Below are 19,909 nucleotides of genomic sequence, written 5' to 3'. Positions count from 1 at the left end.
AAGTATCTGGGGTCGACGACCGACCCCAGGGCACGAAGTACCGCACGCATTGGTCGGCACCCCCCTGTCTCGATGGAAGTTACTCGATAGCATCGGCACGTGCCCAGAAACTTTGCCCGCCGGTGGTTCGGAGGTGGTGACCGTGACGCGGGTGAGGGCAATGCCAACCTCGATCAGATGACCACGGCGTTCCTGACCTCGGATCAGATCGTCGGCGACATCGACAGCGCGGTCACCGCCGCCGCCGAACTCGACCCACGGTCGTCGCTGCGCGCCGAGTGGACGGCGATTCGAGAGCACCACGCGTCGGTCACCGCCGAATATCTGCGGCTGGCCTCACCCGGGAGCGATCACCGTCCGCACCCTGCCGAGGTACAGGCGGGCACGAACGGATTGTTGCAGGTCAACGACGAGATGATGCGTTTCGGCGCCGCGCACGAGTCGGAGTTGTCCCGGGCGCGCGGCGCGCTGCACGAGGCGTCGACCCTCAACCACGATGCCCAGGTCGCGATCACCCGTGCCGTCACCGAGCTCGAGCAGGCCGACCCGAGCCTGACCCGACTCACGACGGTGATCGGCGCCGTCGACGAACTCTCCGCTGCCGACGCGGCGTTCCAGCGGGCCTCGGGTCTGATGGGTCGACGCCAGGCGGCGCGCGCGGTGATCGCCGCCGCGGCACGCGTGAGCGGTGTGCTCTCCGAGGCGGTCGGGTACGCGGGTCGCGCGCAGGTCGTCATTCGTTCGGTAGAAACCCTGCGCAACGCGATCTCGACCCGACGCGAGCAGGTGCAGCCCACGCTGTCGGCGCTGCGCCGTGACTTCAGTGTCGAGTGTTCGACCGACCTCGATGGCAACCAGGCCATCATCGACGACGCGCTGCGTCGGGCCGACGACGCTCTGGCCACCGCCCGCAGTCGTCTCGCCGCCCCCCCCGCCCACGCGGCGGCTGCCGGGGAGCGGGCGCGGGAGCAGCTGGCCCGCGCCGACGACGCCGTCGATGCCGTTCTCGACCGGCTCCGGCTTCTCCGCGGAGTGCGTGACGACCCGGCCGCAGTTGAACGGCGGGTACGATTTCGGTTACGCGATGCCCAACAGTTCGCACTCAACCACTCCCTTGTTGACGAATGGGGTTCAGTGCTCGATGCTCAGGCCGACCGGATCGCTCGAGCGACGTCGGCCCTGGACCGGATTCACCCGGACTACTGGGCCTATGTCACCAATCTCGAGGCCGTCGATCAACGAATCGGGGAGATCGTCGATCGCATGAGAGGACAGATCGCAACACCATGACCATCACTGCGCCCGCTGACGACGCCACCGGCCTCGGCCGACATGGCGTGCGGCAGTTCCACCACCTCGATGCCGCCGTCGCCAACAACCTGTTCTGCATCAAGCCGGAATACATCCCACTCGACGCACCCCGCGATCGGCTTGCGCTAGCCCTCGGCGCCACCCTGTATATACCCGGCACCCGTCCCGATCTGGCCGACACCATCGCGCGCCGCCACGCCGAAGGCGTGACCTCCATGGTCATCGATCTCGAGGACGCCGTCGCCGACGAGGACGAGCGGACCGCCATCGACAGCGCCGTTGCGGCGTTGCGGTCGCTTGCGCACAGCGCGGCGGCGTCCATGCTGCTGTTTGTCCGGACCCGTCGCGCCGAGCAGATCATCTCCATCACAACGCAATTGGGTTCCGAGCACGCCCTGAACGGCTTCGTCCTGCCCAAGTTCGGTACCGCAGCCGGGCACGACGATCTCGCCGCCATCGCCGAGGCGTCCTCGGCGACGTCGACGCATCTGTTCGCGATGCCCGTCCTCGAATCCCGCGAACTCGTCCACCGAGAGACCCGCGACGAGCACCTCGCACACGTCGCGTCCACCCTGGCCGACTTCCGCGAGCACATCCTGGCGGTCCGCTTGGGCGCCACCGACATCTGTGGCCTGTTCGGGATCCGACGCGACCGCGACCTCACCATCTACGACGTCCGGGTGGCTGCCGACGTGATCGCCGACGTCGTGAATTACCTGGGCCGCTGCGAGGATTCCGGACATGTCGTCACCGGGCCGGTGTGGGAGTACTTCGCCGACCACGAGCGTCTGTTCCGGCCCACCCTGCGGCAGACGCCATTCCGCGAACACGATGCGGTGATGTTCCGTCAGCAACTGGTCAGTCGGGACATGGACGGATTGCTTCGCGAGATCGCACTCGACCGGGCCAACGGCATCCACGGCAAGACCGTCATCCATCCCGCCCACGTCGCGCCCGTCCACGCATTGTCGGCGGTGACCCACGAGGAGTATCACGACGCGTGCGACATCCTGGCCGGCGAGACCGGCGGAGTGCGTGCCTCGTCGTATGGGAACAAGATGAATGAGCTGAAACCGCACCGCAATTGGGCGCGACGCGTGATGGATCGCGCCGCCGTCTTCGGCGTGACCAGGCAGGGCATCGACTTCGTCGATCTGCTGACGGCGCTGGCGGACCGATGACCGAGACCTCGACCGTTCCGGCGGCCGGCGCCGTTCCCACACAGTCCTGGGTGACGACCACCTTCGGCGCCGAGGTACAGGACCGGCCCGACTCGTCGACGGGGCATTCGGTGACCGATCTCGTCGTTCTCGGGTTGCGCCGCAACCGGCGTCGTGCCCACCTGTTGGTGTCCACGGTGCTCGGTAAACACATCCCGGTGTCTCCGCGGGTGGTGCGCCGCGCTGCCGATGATCTGGGTGATGCGGTGCTCGACACGCTCGGTCCGGACGCCGCGGGCTGCGCCGTCGTCGTCGGATTCGCCGAGACGGCAACGGGTTTGGGCCACTGCGTGGCCGAACGGATCGGCGCGCAGACGTACTTGCATTCGACGCGCCGTCGACGCCCGGGCGCCGAGGTCCACGGAACCTTCGAAGAAGGTCATTCGCACGCCACCACCCATCTGCTCCAGCCGAGTTCGCCGGATCTCCTCGCCGGAAGCGGGCCACTCGTCTTGGTCGACGACGAGATCTCCACCGGCAAGACCGCGGTGGAAGCCGTTGCGGCCCTGCACCGCATCCATCCGCGTTCGCACTATGTGATCGCCGCACTGGTCGACATGCGCGACGAGACACACCTGGCCGCGACGGCGGATGCCGCGGCCTCGCTCGGGGTGCGGATCGACCACGTCTCCCTCGCCCATGGTCGGGTCACCTTGCCGCACAGCTTGATCGACGACGTGTGCGCCTTGGCGGCACCTGACCTGAATCCGGTTGCCGGCGTGCGCGGACAGTCACGGGTCGAGCAGGTCGCGTGGCCCGACGACGTGCCCGACGGAGGTCGGCACGGATACCTGTACAGCGAGGCCGCACAATTCCATCACGCCGTCGACGACGTGGCGCGCGTGGCGCGGTCGGTCGTCGACACCGACCGACCGCTCGTCGTCGTGGGCCATGAGGAGTTCATGTATCTGCCACTGTGTGTCGCCGAACGCCTCGAGCGGGACGGCCTCGACGTGCGTTACCAGACGACCACCCGTTCGCCGGCGCATGTGCGCGACGTGGACGGCTATCCTCTGCGGCGTGGATTCGAGTTCACCGCACCGGAATCCGATCCGGATGCGCGACGGTATCTGTACAACGTCGGTGCACCCGACGGGCCACCGGCACAGGTGCTGTTCGTCGCGGACTCGCCCGCCGACACCGCCGAATTGCGTGCCCCGGGCGGACTGCTCGACGTACTCGGCGCCGCCGGCCACGACGTCACGGTGCTCGTGGTCCCCGAGACTGCCCAGTCCGTCATCGCCACGTCTCGGGGCAACCGGTGACGGCCGCGACCACCGGATCCGCGCGCGCCCTACGCGGTCCGGACTTCGGCTCCTACCGATCCGACGAAGTCACCTGGCTGCTGAAGGACCTGTCCCACGTCGCGCTCGAGGGCGACCTCGCCGAACGCGAACGTCGCGTGCAATCCGGTGCAGCCCACTATGCAGAGTCACTGCCGATCGAGTTCCAGCCCGGCGACGAGTATCAGCAGCTGTTCCACACCACCCTGCGATCCGCCGCGCGCCGCCTGGCCGAGGCGGTCGGTGTGGTGGCCGAACTGATTCTCGCCGAACGCCATTCCCGACCCACGTTGGTGTCGCTGGCCCGCGCCGGCACGCCGGTCGGCATTCTCATCCGACGGTGGATCGAGTTCGCGCACGACACTTCGGTTCCGCACTACGCGGTGTCCATCGTCCGCGACCGCGGGATCGACGTCAACGCGTTGCGGCACATCGTGTCCGCGCATGCTCCCAAGTCGGTGGTGTTCGTCGACGGCTGGACCGGCAAGGGCGCGATCCAGCGTGAGCTGTCCGAGGCACTCCGCGAGTTCACGGCAGCCGGCGGCCCCCAGCTGCACGACGGGCTCGCGGTGCTGGCCGACACCGGTCACTGCACCGAGACCTTCGGCACCCGCGACGATTTCCTGATCGCCTCCGCATGCCTGAATTCGACTGTGTCCGGACTTGTTTCGCGCACCGTGTTGAACCGTGAGTACATCGGACCCGACGACTTCCACGGAGCCAAGTTCTACCGTGAACTCGCCCCGTTTGATGTCTCGGGCCTGCTGCTGGACACGGTGAGCGCCGAGTTCGCGGCGGTGGCACAGCAGGTGCCACGCAGAGTACGGGAGATCGTCCAGGGCGATCGCACACCCACCTGGACGGGATGGCGTGCCGTCGAACAGATTCAGCAGACCTATGGCCTGACGTCGATCAACTTCGTCAAGCCCGGCATCGGTGAGACGACCCGAGTCCTGTTGCGCCGCATCCCCTGGCGTGTTCTCGTCAGCGCGGCCGAACTTCCTGAGCATGCGCACATCCGTCTGCTCGCGGCCGAGCGGGGTGTACCGGTCGAGGTCGTCGACGGCCTCGGCTACTCCTGCGTGGGACTGATCAAGGAGAACGTGTGAACCTCGCCCCCACAGCAGTTCTCGTCGCCTCCGATCTGGATCGGACACTGATCTACTCGCGCACCGCCATGGGCGACGAGCAGTTCGCGTCGGCCGCACCCCAGTGTGTGGAGATCTATCAGGACGCCCCCATTTCGTACATGACCGAACGCAGCATGTCACTCTTGAGCGACCTGTCGGCGTCGGTGCCCGTGGTACCCACGACCACGCGGACCGCGACGCAATTCGGGCGAGTGTCGTTGCCGGGCAGCCCCTTCCCCTATGCGGTCGTCAGCAACGGCGGTCGGATTCTGGTCGACGGTGTCGATGACATGAGGTGGCGGGCCGGCATCGAGCGGGTATTGCGGGAGTGCCGGGCCGACCTGGACACCGTGGTCGCCAACTTGCGCAGCCGCATCGACGACAGCTGGGTGAAGTCGCTTCGGATCGCCGATGACCTGTTCTGCTACCTGGTCGTCGATCTCGCGGCCCAGCCCGGGGGCTTCCTCGAGGAGTGGTCCCAGTGGTGCCAAGACCGCGATTGGACTGTCTCGCAACAAGGCCGCAAGATCTACGCGATGCCACGATGCGTCACGAAGTCCGCTGCCGTCGCCGAAGTCCGTCGGCGACTGATCGAGTCCGGCCGGATCTGCGCGGATGCCTCTCTCGTCGCCGCCGGCGACGGCTGGCTCGACGCGGACCTGTTGGAATCGGCGGACCGTGCGATTCGTCCGCGGCACGGCGAACTCCATCATCTCGAGTGGAACCGTGATCACGTCCGGGTGACCGCACAGTCGGGAGCCCTTGCCGGCGAAGAGATCCTGGAGTGGTTTCTCGGTCAGGTCCACAACTCCCACGGCAACTGCAACGACACAGCACTGGAGGCCACCCGATGACCACCTTGAGCAAAGGACAGAACGCACCGCTGCCCGCCCACGACGTGACCATCACCGTCGATGTGGGTGCGGCCGCAGATCTTTCGGCGCTCTTGGTGACCGATCGCGGATTGGTGCGCAGCGACGCCGATTTCGTGTTCTACAACCAGCCGGCCGGGCCGGGCGTGACCCTCGACACCGCCGGTGGACGTCCCCGACTGAGCGTGAACACCGCTGCGGTACCTGCAGATATCCATGCCGTGCGCGCCGTCGTCACACTCGACAACCCGTCGTCGAGTTTCGGGATGATCGGCCCGCCGGTCGCGCATGTCGGTGACATGCTGGGCACGGCGTTGTTCGACTTTCCCGTCGACGGCCTGACGTCCGAATCCGTGGTCGTGACGATCGAGCTGTATCGACGGGGTGCCGATTGGAAGGTCCGTGCCGTCGGTCAGGGCTACGCCGGCGGCTTCGCCGACCTGGTGCGCGATCACGGGGTCAGCGTCGACGATGCACCGTCGGCCCCACCGACTCCGGCCCCAGCGCCGCAGTACCAGCCGCCGCAGGCACCGCAGTACCAACCACCGCCGCAGTACCAGCCGCCGCAGGCACCGCAGTACCAACCACCCCAGGCACCGCAGTACCAGGCGCCGCAGCAGTACCAGGCGCCGCAGGCCAGTCCGGCACCACAGTTCGGGATGCCCCCCGCACCGGCCCCGAACCAGCAGCCCCCCGAGGTCAACCTGACCAAGGGTCGCCCCGTCAACCTGACCAAGGGCCAAAAGGTGACCCTGCGCAAGGACGGCGGCGTGGCGCTCACCTCGATTCGGATGGGTCTCGGCTGGGACCCGGCCCAGAAGTCGTTCGGCAAGCGTCGCAGCAAGTCGATCGACCTCGACGCATCGGTTCTGATGTTCGCGGCTGGCAACTGCGTCGACACCGTCTATTTCGGCAGCCTGAAGTCAAAGGACAAATCCATCCGGCATTCGGGCGACAATCTCACCGGTCACGGCGATGGCGACGACGAAGTGATCAACGTGTCGCTGCCCACGGTGGCGCCGTCGGTCGACAACCTGGTCTTCATCGTCACCTCGTACCGCGGTCAGACGTTCGAAGAGGTCGCGAACGCCTACTGCCGACTGATCGACGACACCACCGGGGCGGAACTCGCCCGCTACACCCTCGCGGGCGGCATGCCGTTCACCGGCGTCGTGATGGCGGTGATCCATCGCGAAGGCGGCCAATGGAATCTACGCGCGATCGGGGACGGCTTCCAGGGCCGCACCGCGAAAGACGCGCGGCCACTGGTCACGCGCTATCTGTCGTGACCGGCGGAGACCCGCAGCCCGCCCCGTCGTGGCGCAGCTGATTCGGATCCACACGGCGTAGCCTGGGGCGCATGCGAGTCCAACGATGGGTGGCCACTGGCCCGGGCGGACTCGACGACTTCGCGTTTGTCGACGACACGCTCCGCCCGCCCGACCCCGGCGAAGTGACCATCGAGGTCCGGGCCGCGGGCGTGAATCCGGCCGATCTCAAGCACGCACGACGCGCGTCTACCAGCGACTTTCCGCTGCCGATCGGTTATGAGGTCGCAGGGCGTATCGCGGCGATCGGCCCGGACACCGAGATCGCGTCCGGTGGTGGGCAGGTCGGTGATGAGGTGCTCGCCTTTCGGGTGCGCGGTGGTTATGCGACGGCACTGACCGTGCCGGCCGACAAGGTGTTCGCCAAACCCGAAAGTCTGCTGTACCCGGAAGCCGCGAATCTACTACTGGCCGGGACCACCGCCGCGGACATGTTGCGGGCCGCCGAGGTCGAGCGGGACGAGACGATCCTTCTCCATGCCGCATCGGGGTCCGTCGGCGTCGTCGTGTTGCAGCTCGCACGGCTGCGCGGGATCACCGTGATCGGCACCGCGTCGGCGGCGAACTTGGACAAGGTGCACAGATTCGGCGGCATCCCTGTCGAATACGGGCCTGGGCTGATCGATCGGGTGCGGAGGGCCGCACCTCAGGGGGTGAGGGCCGCGCTGGATGCCGCGGGCACCGGCGAGGCCATCGACGTGTCGTTGGCACTGGTGCCCGACCGGTCGCGCATCGTGACCATCGCGGCACCGAATCGAGCGGCCACCGACGGCTTCCGGGCGCTGGGCGGCATGCAGCCGGAGAGCCTGGCCTTCCGGGACGCCTCCCGGCGCTCGATGATTCGGCTCGCCGGCCTCGGTGATCTGATGATTCCGATCGCCGCGAGTTACCAGCTCTCCGACGCACGGACCGCGCTCAAGTTGGTGGCCACCGGGCACCCGGGCGGAAAGGTCGCGTTGCTGCCCTGACCGCGGAAACGCCGGATAGTCTCCGATGGTGGAGTACGTACTGCTCGTTGCCGGCCTGGCCGTGCTCGTCCTGGGAGCCGAGTGGGTGGTGCGGGGCGGTTCGGCGATCGCCGCTCGGCTCGGGGTGTCGCCGTTGCTGGTTGGATTGACCGTAGTCTCGCTGGGCACCAGCCTGCCCGAGTTGGCGATCGGTATCGACTCCGCACTCAACGACGCCGGGCCGTTGGCGGTGGGCAACGTCGCCGGCACCAACATCGTCAATATCCTGTTGATCCTGGGACTTTCGGCCGCAATGGTGCCACTTGCCCTGCGTCCGCAGACAATTCGCATCGACCTACCGGTGATGGTGGGTAGCGCTCTGCTGCTGTGGGTGCTGGCCGCGAACGGCACGTTATCTCGACTCGATGGGCTGATCCTGTTGGTGGTGGCGATCGTCTACACCGCCACGGTCATCCGTCTCGAGATCAGCGGTACCCCTGATCCGGTCATGGAATCCGAAGCGGTCGAGGAGGTTCCGCAGATCGGTTCGATGTGGGTGCGGTCATTGCAGCTGGTCGCGGGTCTCGCCGTCATCATCGTCGGAGCTGACTGGCTGGTCGACGGCGCGGTGACGGTCGCGGGTGATCTCGGGGTGAGTGAGGCGGTCATCGGCCTGACGGTGGTGGCCATCGGTACCTCTGCGCCGGAGTTGGTCACGACGATCGTCTCGACCATCCGCGGCAACCGGGATCTCGCGATCGGCAATCTGATCGGTTCGAGTACCTACAACATCGCGTTCATTCTCGGTGCCACGGCGCTGGTTCGCCCGCTCGAGGTCACCTCGGAACTGGTCCGGATCGATTTGCCGTTGATGGCCGCGGCGACTCTGCTGTGTGTTCCGGTGTTCGTCACCGGCCGGAAGGTGACGCGGGTGGAAGGCGGACTGTTCGTCGCCCTGTATGTCGCGTACCTGGTGTGGGTGGTGGTGGCGCGGACGTGATGTCGTTGGGCCACCAGCGGTGGTGCGGTAGCTGGTTTCGACGGACGCCGCCTCGGCTACCGCCTCGGAGGCTGCTCAACCAGCGGTGGGAGGTACCCGATTACCCTGCTCATCCCAATGCTCCGCAACCTTTTTGGACGGCTGCACCCGCGGCGGCTCACCCGGCATCTTGGGGTAGCTCGGCGGGTACGGCATGTCGCCCAACCCGTTCTCGTCGTCGCGGGCCACCATCTCCAGGAGTGGTTCGAGGCTGCGTCGGCGGGCGGTGATGTCGGCCATCGGATCTCCGCGTCGGGCAACGAGTTCGGGCACGGTGGCGATGGTGCAGTCGTCGGGGTTGACGTCGGCGAGTTCGTCCCAGGTGACGGGTGTGGAGACGCGGGCGTTGGGGCTGCGTCGCACCGAGTAGGGTGAGGCCATCGTGCGGTCGCGGGCATTCTGGTTGAAGTCGATGAAAATCCGTTCTCCCCGTTCCTCTTTCCACCATGAGGTGGTCACGGAGTCGTGGTCGCGGCGTTCCATCTCACGGGCGATCGCGATGACCGCTCGCCGGGTGGCGATGAAATCCCACTTGGGTTCGATGGGCACGTACACGTGAACGCCCCGTCCGCCTGAGGTTTTCGGGAATCCGATGTAACCCAACTCCTCAAGCAACGGCCGCAGTACTTCGAGGGCGACGCGACGCACGTCGTCGAAGTCGGTGCCGGGTTGCGGATCGAGGTCGATACGGAGTTGATCGGGATGATCGTTGTCGGGATCGATGGTGGGCCAGGAGTGGAAGGTGACGGTGCCGAGGTTGGCGCCCCACGCGATATCGGCCGGCACCGTCGGCTTGAGGGCGTCTCCGGTGCGTCCGGAGGGGAATACGATTCGGGTGGATTGGACGTGCTCGGGGCGTTTCTTGGCGAGGTGCTTCTGGTAGATCTCGTCGCCGTCGACGCCGTCGGGGAATCGCTGCAGAAACGTCGGCCGGTCGCGCAGGGCGTTCATGATGGGGCCGGCGAGCGCCATGTCGCGGTAGTAGCCGACGAGATCTCTCTTGCGGCCACCATTTTCGCCGAGTTCGGGGAAGTAGATCTTGTCCGGGTTGGACAGTCGGACGGCGATGCCGTCGACGTCGAGTTCGATTGCCGGAGAACGGGATGCCATGGTCAGCCTTCCAGGACGTCGTGCAGATCGTAAGTGAGGGGAACCTCGAGTTGGTCGTATCCGCAACTTTCCGGGTCGCGGTCGGGTCGCCACCGCAAGAACTTCACCGTGTGGCGAAAACGGTGATTCTCCATCTGGTCGTAGGCCACCTCGACGACGAGTTCCGGCCGAATCGGTATCCATTCCCCCGATTTCTCCGATCGCCATCTGGTCGGCTGCGCACCGGACGGTTTATCCGGGTCGAGCCGCATCGGCTCGAACATCTCCTGCAGCTCAATGCGTTTGGCATCCGAGAAGGCACCCGTCCCGCCGACCATGTGCAGCTCACCGTCGTCGGTGTGGAGCCCGAGCAGCATGGAGCCGAGCCCGGTGCCGCTCTTGTGTACGCGGTAGCCGAACACAACGCAGTCGGCGGTGCGCTTGTGCTTGACCTTCATCATCTCGCGCTTGTTCTCGACGTATACGCCGTCGAGGCGTTTGGCGACGACGCCGTCGAGGCCGGCGCCTTCGAAGGCGGAGAACCAGTCTTCGGCGACGGCGCTGTCGGTGGTCACGCGACTGACGTGAAACGACCGGTCCTTCGGTCTGCTGCCATTGATCGCACGGAGCAAGGCCTCCCGGCGGACCGCGAACGGTTCGTCCTTCACCGACGTGGTCTCCAGTGCGAGCGCGTCGAAGCCGATGAAGATGGCCGGGGTCTTCTCCGACAGCATGGTCACGCGGGATTCGGCGGGGTGGATGCGTTGGGCGAGGGAGTCCCAATCGAGTCGGTGGGTGTCCCCGATGAGGGCGGGTACTCCGATCTCCCCATCGAGAACCACCTTGTCCGGCAGTTCGGTTTTGGCGGCCGCGACGAGTTCGGGGAAGTAGCGTGCGAGGTCCTTACCACCGCGCGAGCCGATCGCGACCTCGTCGCCGTCCCGAAAGATCAACGCCCGAAAGCCATCCCATTTCGGCTCGTACGACCACACCGGATCACCGTCGGGTTGGTCGGGCACGGACGGCACAGCCTTGGCGAGCATGGGTGCGATGGGCGGCATCACCGGGAGGTCCACAACCTCCATCGTGGTCACTTGTACCCTGATGCGCAATGGACGCCAACGATTTACCGCACGGGGCCGGCCGGTACGCGCCGTCGCCGTCCGGTGATCTCCACGTCGGCAATCTGCGGACCGCAGTGCTGGCCTGGCTGTTTGCCCGCACCACCGGTCGCCGGTTCATGATCCGGATGGAGAATCTGGATCGCACGGCAGAGGGTTCCGATCGTCGACAGTTGCGTGATCTCGCGGCGCTCGGCCTCGACTGGGACGGCGAGGTCGTCTATCAGACCGATCGCCTCGCGGTCTATCAGCGTGTCATCGATACGTTGCGCGACGAGGGCCGCACCTTTGAGTGCTACTGCACGCGGCGCGAGATCTTGGAGGCGCCGTCGGCCCCGCACGCTCCGCAGGGCGCGTATCCGGGGACGTGCCGCGACCTGACCGATACGCAGCGCGCCGAGCGGCGGGCGGCCGGACGCCCACCGGCCATCCGCATCCGCGCCGACGTCACCGAGTTCACCGTCACCGATCTGCTGCACGGCGAGTACACCGGCATGGTCGACGACTTCGTGGTCCAGCGCAACGACGGCACCCCCGCCTACAACCTCGCAGTCGTCGTCGACGACGCGGCGCAAGGTGTCGATCAGGTGGTGCGTGGCGACGACCTGCTCTCGTCGTCGCCGCGCCAGGCGTACGTGGCCACCCTTATCGGGTACCCGGCGCCCGTGTATGCGCATGTGCCGATGGTGTTGAACAGCAAGCATGTTCGGCTCAGCAAGCGCGACGGTGCGGTGACCCTGGCCGATCTGGCGGCCGAGGGGGTCGGCGTCGACCGGGTGCGGACGCGGATCGCGCACTCGCTCGGGTTCGCCGGCGCGGATGAACACGTCGAGTTGACCACGCTGGTAGAGCGTTTCGACCCGGGCGCCCTACCGCGCGAACCGTGGATTCTGACTCCCGACGAGTGGGCCTGACCGTCGACAGCGCCCTGGATCCCGTCGACAGCGCCCGATTCCGCATCGACAGCGCCCAGCAAGGCACGGGTCAACGAGATCGCGGGCGCGGCCAACGGGATCGCGGGCGCGGTCAACGAGATCGCGGGCGCCGTCAACGAGATCGCGGGCGCCGTCAACGAGATCGCGGGCGCCGTCAACGAGATCGCGGGCGCGGTCAACGGGATCGCGGGCGCTGTCAACGGGTGGGGGTGGCCAGCAGGCGCTCCAGGACGTCGTTGAGGGTGACCACACCGACGACCCGTCCGTCCTCGACGACGATGGCGACGTGTTGTCGCGACTCCCGCATCGACGCCAACGCCTCGTAGACCGGGACGGTCGGGGCGAGGGAGAGCACCGGTCGCATCAGGGCGGCGGCGGTTGTCTCCTCGGGTGCGGTGAGGCTGTCCCGGACGTGCACCACTCCGTAGACGGTTCCGTTGTCGCGCACGAGGAGTCGGAGGTGACGGCTGCGTCGAGCGGCGTCCTGGATCTCCGTCGGATGCGCGGCGCGGGAGATACTGCTGGGCTCGTCACGCACGACGACGTCGTCGACGGTCAGCGACTGCAGGTCCAGCGCACCGGTCAGGTGCGTGTGGTAGCGCTCGTCGAGTGCACCGACGGTGGCCGAGTGCTCCACCAGGTGTCGCAGCGCGGCCGAATCCTGTCCGGCACCAACCTGATCCACGGGCTCTACACCGACGCGGCGCAGACACCAGTTGGCCAGCCGGTTGAGCTGCACGATCAGCGGGCGGGCCACCCACATGAAGGCCCGCATCGGCAGCGCCAGCAGCGTCGCCGACCGCTCCGGATGCGCGATCGCCCACGACTTGGGCGCCATCTCCCCCACCACCAGGTGCAGGAAGGTGACGATCATCAGTGCCAGCACGAAACCGGCGACGTCGGCCAGCCACAGTGGCGCACCCCAATCCGCGAATGCCGGGGTGAGCCAGTGGTGCACAGCGGGTTTGGTGATGGCACCGAGCGCCAGGGTGCACACGGTGATGCCGAGCTGCGACCCGGCCAGCAGCACCGACAGCTCCGAGGCGCTGCGCAGCGCAGCACGGGCCGAGCGGCTGGTGCTGGCGTCGTCCTCGAGCCGATGCCGTCGTGCCGCGATCAGCGCGAACTCGACGGCGACGAAGAATGCGCTCGCGGCGATCAACGCCACGGTCACCGCGGCCACAATCCACGGGTTACTCATCGCTGCACTCCTTCCTCGACCGAACCGGGCTCCACCGTCAACAGCACCGACGACGGAACGTGCTTGTCCACCTCCAGAACTCGGGCGTGCAGGGACTGCGGAACCGGATCGTCGCCGTGGGCGAGGAGCGCGGCGTCGGGCTCCAGGACGACGACGGTCTCGTCGCCCACCTGGGGCAGTCCGACAAAGGCGGTGATGACCAGTCCGGCGAGCGTTTCGTGGTCGCCCTCGGGCAGGTCGATGTCGATGGCGCGAGACACCTCGTCGAGGTGCACGTCGCCACGGATCACCCAGCCCTGCGGGGTCTGGCGGATCGCCGACGGTGCGTCCGGATCGTGTTCGTCGTCGATCTCCCCGACCAGTTCCTCCGCGATGTCCTCCACGGTCACCACGCCGGCGAACCCGCCGTACTCGTCGATGACGACCGCCATTTCGTCGCCGGCTGCGTCGACGCGGGTGAGTACCTCGGGTAACGGCAGCGATTCGGGCACGATCACCGGGCGACGGCAGAGCGCGGCCGCGGTGGCCGACCGGTCGGCGGCGGCATCGGCGGACCACTCGAGCAGGTCGTGCAGGTGAATCACCCCCACGACGTCATCCGAATCGGCAACGGGATAGCGGGTGTGACCCGTGCTCATCGTCGTCAGCACGTCGGACGCCGGCATGTCGGCAGGCACCACGTCGACCCGGCGACGCGGGATCATGGCGTGTTCGGCTGTGCGCGTGGGGAAATCGAGGACACGATCGAGCAGTACCGATAGCTCGGCAGGCAACTCGCCTGCGTCGCGCGACTCGGCCACGATGTGCTCGAGGTCGCGGGGGGTGGCCGAATGTTCGACGTCGTGCACAGGTTCGATACGCAACGCGCGGAGCAGCAGGTTCGACGACTTGTCGAACAACGCGATGAGCCAACCGAATACCGCGAGGTAGATCGTGGTGGATCGGGCAAGTCGGCGCGCGACCGGTTCCGGACGGGCGATGGCCAGGTTCTTGGGGAACAGCTCGCCGAGCACCATCTGGACGACGGTGGAGAACAGGATCGCGATCACCGTGCCGATGGCCACACCGGCGGCGACGGGGATACCGACGTCGCCGAGCAGTTCACCGACGCCGCTACCGATGAGCGGTTCGGCGACATAGCCGACGAGCAGGCCGGTCACGGTGATGCCGAGTTGGGCGCCGGACAGCATGAAGGAGGTGCGTCGGGTGACCGAGAGAGCACGCTCCGCGGCGGCGTCACCGGCGGCGGCGCGAGCCTTCAGCCGGGAGCGGTCGACCGCCATGTAACCGAACTCCTGGGCCACGAAGTAGCCGGTCAGGGCGGTAATTGCGAAGACGACCAGGATTCCGACGACGATGCCGAGCAGGGTCAGCATGTCGGGGCCTGGCCGGAAAAGTCAGGGGTGAAGCGGGCCGGGGAAGATCGTCGTCGGCGTTTTCGGCGCTTGGCGCGTCGCATGGTCTCTTTCTGGTCGGGGTCGCCCGTGATCTACGCGGCGACTGCACCAGTGTACGTAAAGAAAGAGTAAACAGCATCCTGGCCTGGTCCGACGCCGTCACGGTATCCAGCGGTCACCCAGTTCCTCAATCCACCGCGGTACATCGGCCACGGCATCGGGCGGTGACTCGACGAGCACGAGTTCGGTCACCCCGAGGTCCGCGAGATCGCTCCGATCGGCAACCGACGGAGCGCGTAGGGCAACCGCGAGAGACAGACCGGCGAACGCGCGACCCTTCTCGTCACAGTGCGATCGAAGCACCGCGACACGATCGGCAACCGCTTCGACGTCGTCGAGATTGAAGCCGTACCACCCGTCCGCCCACGCCGCGATCCGAGCAAGCGCGCGATCGCTGTTGCCTCCGAGCACCACCGGCAGCGCGGATTGGGTCGGTTTCGGATTGACCCGGACGTCGCGGAACGCGACGAACTCGGACTCGTAGGTGGCCAATTCGGAGCCCCACACCGAGCGCATCGCCTCGACGTAGGCGGCGGCGCGCTCACCACGACGTTCGAACGGGATGCCCAGCGCATCGAATTCGTCGCGCGCCCAACCGATTCCCATCCCGAAGGTGAACCTGCCGTGGCTGAGGCGGTCGAGCGAGGCCACCTGTTTGGCCATGATCAGCGGATTATGTTCGGGCAGTAGCACAATTCCGGTGGCCAGCCGGATCGTCGAGGTGTGGGCGGCGGCAAACGCGAGGCACGCCATCGGGTCGAGCCAGTCGGCGTCGGCAGGCACGGCGATCCGGCCGTCGGAGGTGTAGGGGTAGCGCGATGTCGGTTGGTCGACCATCACCACGTGTTCCCCACTCCACAGCGTGGCGAAACCCCGACGCTCGGCGTGCCGCGCCGTTGCGGCGATGATCTCCGGATCGGCGCCGGGACCGATACCCAGGGCGTGAAGGCCGATCTCCATGTCATTCCCTTCTCGTGTCGATCATTCTCGACCGTAAGTCCCGGAGACGCTCCCGTGTCCGGACGATGTCGCGATCAGAGCCGGCCGCGGTGTCGACGGCGATCGAGATCTGGGTGATCGCGTCGACGATCTCTTCCAATTCGATTGCGCAAGGCAGCATCTCCCGAGCGCGGTCGGACGTGGGCGGTGGCTCGGCGAACGCCGCCAGACAGGACAACCGAGCCGCGTGGGCGAACCGGTACGCATCGTCGCGGCATCTCGCGAATGAGTCGTGTCTCGGTGCCGGCTGTAGCGCCTCTTCGAGGTAGGCCTCGGCGGCATCTAGACCGTCATCCACCCGTGCCTGCTGCGGCAACCGCCGCGCGCCCGGCCACAGCAGATAGCCGAAAACCACTGCGATCACCGCACCGATGAATGTGTCGAGCAGACGCACCTCGGGTCCGACGACGTCCGGGCCGCCCACCGATGACGACAGCAACGCCGACAGCGTGACACCGATGACGCTGAGTCCGTACAACTTCGGTGCGGTCAATGCCGCGAATGCCAGACCGATCGACGCCGCCACCGCCACCCCGATCCCGCTGGGCCAGACCGCGACCACGGCCGCGGCCACCACCGCGCCGACGATCGTCCCGGCCAGCCGGTTCACTGTCCGCACGACGATCGAGGCGTACTCCGGCCGGACGATGACCGCAACCGTCAGCGGCAGCCAAAATGCATGCTGGGGAGCATGAATCGTGAGCGTGACCGCGGTGGCGACACCCATGCACAGGGCGATACGGATGGCGTTGAGACACGCGGTGCGGGTTCGTAGCGACGCCGCGATCGCGCCGATACCGCGGTGGTCCCGCACCGCGGGTCTCGCATCGTCGCCATCCAATGCCGTTGCCATCGCACGCAATCCGGGAGTGGTCGGCGGCCACGCCGTGGGCACCCGGAGCGGACGCCGCTGACCGACCTGCGCACCGGCGTCATGCAGCGCGTCGACGACCTCGCGTCCCACCGGTCGATTCTCGGTATAGAGCGCCGCGGCGGCGTACGCGATGTTTTGGGTCTGCGGTGTCCAGCCGGCCGTGCGGGCCGTCGACGACGCCGCCACCAGACGCCTACGCGCGTCGGATGCGTCGGGAGTTCCGATCGCCGCACACAACTCAGCCGCTGCAGCGTATACACCGACCGCCGCACGTCGTTGCGCCACGCCGCGTCGGAACGGCCAATCCACGACGTGGCAGAACCCGACCACAAAGGCACCCACGAGATACCACACCACCTGTGCCGACGGCGCCAGACCCGAACCAACGAATTGCCCATAGGCCACCCCGATGCTGAGCATCATCCCGAAGGCGGGGCCGTGTGGTCCCGCTGCGCCCAGCAGGCCCGACACCACTCCCGCTCCGACGGCCACGGCGACCATCAGTAGTGCCGTGTGGTCGACGACCCCGCCGATCACGATGCCGATCGCAGCACCCACCGAAGCCGCAGCGAGTGCCGCCACTCGGCCGCGATAGTCGTCGCCGATCACAAATGCGACCGAACACGCCGCACCCAGGTACGCGACCCCCAACCTGTCCCAGTCGCCGATCACCGCGCCGGCCACCAAGAGTGCACCGCCGGCGGCAAGTGCTCGGACCGCTGCGGTCACCGCGACGGGCGCGGGCGACATGCGGAGCGCACGGGGGACCGTCGCTGCGGTGTTCGTCCACGCTTTGGTCACCCTCCGATGATGCCCTGGCGAGGGCGGCTATGACTGGTCAAAATGGCCAGTCGCGTCGCCCATCCATCTCGTTACGTTCGTCGGGTGATCCTCGCGTCCATCCGACAGTTCAGGGAGACCAGCATGCCTCATCCATCGAAAGCGGCCACCCGCCGGGTTTCTGCGAAGACCGGAGTGGTCGCAGCATTCTCGGCCCTGGCCACGACTCTGTCACTCGGCGTGGGCGCGATCTTCGCGCCGGTCAGCGCCCAGGCGGCACCGGCATCGTCGGCGGTGCAGGCCGCGGCGAATGGCTACGTGTACGGCGTGGCACCGGTCGCGGTGGTCCGAACCCGATCGAATCTGCTGTGCAACCGGGCACCCAACACACTCATCAATCTGCCGATTCCTGCCAACGCGTCGATCCGAGAGATCGTCGCACCCAATTCGGACACGCTGTACAGCAACGCCTTTCTCGACCTCCGCAAGGGACCGGTGACACTGAGCTTTCCGGCGAGCAACGGACGCTACGTCGTCCTGCAGTTCCTCGACGCCTACACCAACGTGATCGGCAACATCGGCAGCCGAACCACCGGCTTCGGCCCGACGTCGGTCACCGTCGTTCCCCCCGGATACCGCGGACCGATTCCCGCCGGATCGCACCGACTGCAATCGACGACGTGGGATGTGTGGATGCTCGGTCGTATCCTCGTCACCGGCAACCAATGGCCGCTGGCACAGGTCTTGCAGGCCCAGACCCGGCTGACCGTCGGACCCCGGGTCGGCTACCCGGCGGTGGTGCCGCCCGGCCTGAAGACCCCCACCTGCACCGGCCGCTCACCACAGAAGCTCAACGCCAACGGCACCGTGTTTTTCGACGAACTCGCCGACGTACTGGCCGCGGATCCCCCGCCGGCGGCCGATCGCGCGGCGGTGGCGTCGCTGGCGAGTGTTGGCGTGACGCCCGGTTCGCACCCCAGCACCGGTCCGCGCGCCGCTGCTCTCGCAGCGGGCATGCCGGTAGGTGATCGTCTTGTCGACAGCGCCGTGTCCGACAACCTCATTCACCACAGTGCGTGGACCACACTGGCCACGGCCGGTCATTTCGGCACCGACTACGCCACCCGTGCCGCCGTCGCGCGGTGGGCACTGGCCGCCAATGAGCAGAGTGAGTCCCGCTATTTCCTGTCCGCCGTCGACAACTCGGGGTCTCGGTACAACGGGTCAAAGTCGTACCGGTTGCATCTCCCGGCTCGCAACCCGCTGGCGCCTGTCAACTCCGGTCGCGGTGGCTGGTGGTCGGTCACCATGTACGACGCCTCGGACTTTCTGGTGCCCAACCCGATCGGTCGCTACTCGCTCGGCAGCAACCCGGCCGCACTCACCCGTAACCCCGACGGATCGGTCGACCTCGTGATGTCGTCGACACCGCCGCGCGACCCGCGGATGTTCTCGAATTGGCTGCCCGCACCCGCCGGGCCGTTCCGACTGATCTTCCGGCAGTACGTGCCCAGTAACCTGCAGTGGTTCCCGCCGTCGCCGGTTCGGGTGAGCTGACCGATGACCGATCCATTCTCATTGCACGGCAGGGTCGCTCTGGTCACCGGTGGCCATCGCGGACTCGGACTGGCGATCGCACGCTCCCTGGGCCGCGCAGGCGCAGACCTGGTTCTCAACTCCCGCAACGCCGACGGCCTCGCCGCCGCAGCAGAGCTGATCACCGACGAAGCGGGGGTGGCGGTGCACACCGTCGCACTCGACCTGGCGGACCGGGCGAACTGCGCGGCCCTGGTGGAGCGAGCCGAACAGGCCGCCGGGCCCGTCGATATCGTGGTCGCCAATGCCGGGGTGTCGTTTCCGGAGGAGGTGTCCTCGGTGTCCGACGAGCACTGGGATCAGACTCTCGCGGTGAACCTTTCCGCCGCCATGTCACTCACCCGCGCGGCGGCGCCGGCGATGGTCGTGCGCGGGTGGGGGCGATTCATCTATCTGTCGTCGACCTTCGGTGAGGTGTCGGTCGGTGGGCGCGCCGCATACTCGGCGTCGAAGGCGGGGCTGCGCGGCCTGGCCCGAAGTGCCGCGATCGACCTCGGTCACAGTGGCGTGACCGTCAATTGTCTGGCACCCGGACCATTCACGACCGAGATGACCGAGGTGACGACGCCGCCCGAGGTACGCCACGAGTATTCCGCGATGACCGCACTCGGACGGTGGGGCGCACCCGACGAACTCGGCGGCCCCGCCGTACTGCTCGCATCGGACGCCGGTAGCTACATCACCGGCACTACGCTGTTCGTCGACGGCGGTTACACCGCACGCTGAT

Annotated in this window: 17 protein-coding genes; 11 read left to right on the top strand and 6 right to left on the bottom strand. The window is 67.2% G+C overall.

Going from position 1 to position 19,909, the window contains the following annotated elements; genetic code table 11:
* The first annotated feature begins 177 nt into the window (after positions 1 to 177).
* From AAFP30_RS25240 to AAFP30_RS25205, 8 genes are all read left to right on the top strand, one after another.
* Positions 178 to 1,290 carry a hypothetical protein gene (locus AAFP30_RS25240; protein WP_419232842.1) on the top strand — a complete coding sequence of 371 codons (1,113 nt, stop codon included), beginning with the start codon at positions 178 to 180 and terminating at the stop codon, positions 1,288 to 1,290.
* The gene (locus AAFP30_RS25235; RefSeq protein ID WP_419232788.1) at positions 1,287 to 2,492 is read left to right on the top strand and encodes an HpcH/HpaI aldolase/citrate lyase family protein; all 1,206 of its coding nucleotides are present in this window, start codon (positions 1,287 to 1,289) and stop codon (positions 2,490 to 2,492) included. The genes AAFP30_RS25240 and AAFP30_RS25235 overlap by 4 nt, the downstream gene beginning before the upstream one ends.
* The gene (locus tag AAFP30_RS25230; RefSeq protein WP_419232787.1) at positions 2,489 to 3,796 is read left to right on the top strand and encodes a phosphoribosyltransferase family protein; all 1,308 of its coding nucleotides are present in this window, start codon (positions 2,489 to 2,491) and stop codon (positions 3,794 to 3,796) included. The genes AAFP30_RS25235 and AAFP30_RS25230 overlap by 4 nt, the downstream gene beginning before the upstream one ends.
* Entirely contained in the window at positions 3,793 to 4,923 is a 1,131-nt protein-coding gene (locus AAFP30_RS25225; RefSeq protein ID WP_419232786.1) for a cysteine protease StiP family protein, read from the top strand. The genes AAFP30_RS25230 and AAFP30_RS25225 overlap by 4 nt, the downstream gene beginning before the upstream one ends.
* 68 nt (positions 4,924 to 4,991) lie before the next feature.
* Entirely contained in the window at positions 4,992 to 5,798 is an 807-nt protein-coding gene (locus AAFP30_RS25220; RefSeq protein WP_419232841.1) for an HAD family hydrolase, read from the top strand.
* Positions 5,795 to 7,105 carry a TerD family protein gene (locus AAFP30_RS25215; RefSeq protein WP_419232785.1) on the top strand — a complete coding sequence of 437 codons (1,311 nt, stop codon included), beginning with the start codon at positions 5,795 to 5,797 and terminating at the stop codon, positions 7,103 to 7,105. Before AAFP30_RS25220 ends, AAFP30_RS25215 begins: the two co-directional genes overlap by 4 nt.
* Positions 7,106 to 7,176: 71 nt before the next feature.
* A complete protein-coding gene (locus AAFP30_RS25210; protein ID WP_419232784.1) occupies positions 7,177 to 8,112 on the top strand; it encodes an NADP-dependent oxidoreductase in 936 nt (311 codons plus the stop codon).
* Between the two features lie 25 nt (positions 8,113 to 8,137).
* Positions 8,138 to 9,091, top strand: a complete 954-nt coding sequence (locus AAFP30_RS25205; RefSeq protein WP_419232783.1) for a calcium/sodium antiporter — start codon at positions 8,138 to 8,140, stop codon at positions 9,089 to 9,091.
* 75 nt (positions 9,092 to 9,166) lie between these two features.
* On the opposite strand, the gene AAFP30_RS25200 is transcribed toward AAFP30_RS25205, so the two are convergent.
* Positions 9,167 to 10,240 (bottom strand): DNA polymerase domain-containing protein, encoded by a 1,074-nt coding sequence (locus AAFP30_RS25200; RefSeq protein ID WP_419232782.1) that lies wholly within the window; start codon positions 10,238 to 10,240, stop codon positions 9,167 to 9,169.
* Positions 10,241 to 10,242: 2 nt separating this feature from the next.
* The gene (locus AAFP30_RS25195; protein WP_419232840.1) at positions 10,243 to 11,295 is read right to left on the bottom strand and encodes an ATP-dependent DNA ligase; all 1,053 of its coding nucleotides are present in this window, start codon (positions 11,293 to 11,295) and stop codon (positions 10,243 to 10,245) included.
* A 35-nt stretch (positions 11,296 to 11,330) separates the two neighbouring features.
* On the opposite strand from AAFP30_RS25195, the gene gluQRS reads away from it, so the two are divergent.
* Positions 11,331 to 12,254 carry a tRNA glutamyl-Q(34) synthetase GluQRS gene (gene gluQRS / locus AAFP30_RS25190; protein ID WP_419232781.1) on the top strand — a complete coding sequence of 308 codons (924 nt, stop codon included), beginning with the start codon at positions 11,331 to 11,333 and terminating at the stop codon, positions 12,252 to 12,254.
* A 217-nt stretch (positions 12,255 to 12,471) separates the two neighbouring features.
* Here gluQRS and AAFP30_RS25185 read toward each other — a convergent pair whose 3' ends face one another.
* From AAFP30_RS25185 to AAFP30_RS25170, 4 genes are all read right to left on the bottom strand, one after another.
* Positions 12,472 to 13,476, bottom strand: a complete 1,005-nt coding sequence (locus AAFP30_RS25185; protein WP_419232780.1) for a hemolysin family protein — start codon at positions 13,474 to 13,476, stop codon at positions 12,472 to 12,474.
* Positions 13,473 to 14,852, bottom strand: a complete 1,380-nt coding sequence (locus AAFP30_RS25180) for a hemolysin family protein (RefSeq protein WP_419232779.1) — start codon at positions 14,850 to 14,852, stop codon at positions 13,473 to 13,475. The genes AAFP30_RS25185 and AAFP30_RS25180 overlap by 4 nt, the downstream gene beginning before the upstream one ends.
* A gap of 180 nt (positions 14,853 to 15,032) precedes the next feature.
* Positions 15,033 to 15,893, bottom strand: a complete 861-nt coding sequence (locus AAFP30_RS25175; protein ID WP_419232778.1) for an LLM class F420-dependent oxidoreductase — start codon at positions 15,891 to 15,893, stop codon at positions 15,033 to 15,035.
* A gap of 1 nt (position 15,894) precedes the next feature.
* Entirely contained in the window at positions 15,895 to 17,607 is a 1,713-nt protein-coding gene (locus tag AAFP30_RS25170) for an FUSC family protein (RefSeq protein WP_419232777.1), read from the bottom strand.
* A 123-nt stretch (positions 17,608 to 17,730) separates the two neighbouring features.
* Here AAFP30_RS25170 and AAFP30_RS25165 point away from each other — a divergent pair, with 123 nt between their 5' ends.
* Positions 17,731 to 19,143, top strand: coding sequence for a DUF1254 domain-containing protein (locus AAFP30_RS25165; protein WP_419232776.1), 1,413 nt, complete (start codon positions 17,731 to 17,733; stop codon positions 19,141 to 19,143).
* 3 nt (positions 19,144 to 19,146) lie between these two features.
* Positions 19,147 to 19,908, top strand: coding sequence for an SDR family NAD(P)-dependent oxidoreductase (locus tag AAFP30_RS25160; RefSeq protein WP_419232775.1), 762 nt, complete (start codon positions 19,147 to 19,149; stop codon positions 19,906 to 19,908).
* Position 19,909: the final 1 nt, after the last annotated feature.

The organism is Gordonia sp. CPCC 205515 (assembly GCF_048537925.1).
Classification (GTDB): Bacteria; Actinomycetota; Actinomycetes; order Mycobacteriales; family Mycobacteriaceae; genus Gordonia.
The sequence above is the reverse complement of the archived record's forward strand: the minus strand, read 5'-3'. Positions and strand labels throughout refer to the sequence as shown.

Coding starts and splice junctions, on each gene's coding strand:
- AAFP30_RS25240 (WP_419232842.1), top strand. CDS start 178: ATGACCACGGCGTTCCTGACCTCGGATCAGATCGTCGGCGACATCGAC.
- AAFP30_RS25235 (WP_419232788.1), top strand. CDS start 1,287: ATGACCATCACTGCGCCCGCTGACGACGCCACCGGCCTCGGCCGACAT.
- AAFP30_RS25230 (WP_419232787.1), top strand. CDS start 2,489: ATGACCGAGACCTCGACCGTTCCGGCGGCCGGCGCCGTTCCCACACAG.
- AAFP30_RS25220 (WP_419232841.1), top strand. CDS start 4,992: ATGGGCGACGAGCAGTTCGCGTCGGCCGCACCCCAGTGTGTGGAGATC.
- AAFP30_RS25215 (WP_419232785.1), top strand. CDS start 5,795: ATGACCACCTTGAGCAAAGGACAGAACGCACCGCTGCCCGCCCACGAC.
- AAFP30_RS25210 (WP_419232784.1), top strand. CDS start 7,177: ATGCGAGTCCAACGATGGGTGGCCACTGGCCCGGGCGGACTCGACGAC.
- AAFP30_RS25205 (WP_419232783.1), top strand. CDS start 8,138: ATGGTGGAGTACGTACTGCTCGTTGCCGGCCTGGCCGTGCTCGTCCTG.
- AAFP30_RS25200 (WP_419232782.1), bottom strand. CDS start 10,240: ATGGCATCCCGTTCTCCGGCAATCGAACTCGACGTCGACGGCATCGCC.
- gluQRS (WP_419232781.1), top strand. CDS start 11,331: ATGGACGCCAACGATTTACCGCACGGGGCCGGCCGGTACGCGCCGTCG.
- AAFP30_RS25185 (WP_419232780.1), bottom strand. CDS start 13,476: ATGAGTAACCCGTGGATTGTGGCCGCGGTGACCGTGGCGTTGATCGCC.
- AAFP30_RS25180 (WP_419232779.1), bottom strand. CDS start 14,852: ATGCTGACCCTGCTCGGCATCGTCGTCGGAATCCTGGTCGTCTTCGCA.
- AAFP30_RS25175 (WP_419232778.1), bottom strand. CDS start 15,893: ATGGAGATCGGCCTTCACGCCCTGGGTATCGGTCCCGGCGCCGATCCG.
- AAFP30_RS25165 (WP_419232776.1), top strand. CDS start 17,731: ATGCCTCATCCATCGAAAGCGGCCACCCGCCGGGTTTCTGCGAAGACC.
- AAFP30_RS25160 (WP_419232775.1), top strand. CDS start 19,147: ATGACCGATCCATTCTCATTGCACGGCAGGGTCGCTCTGGTCACCGGT.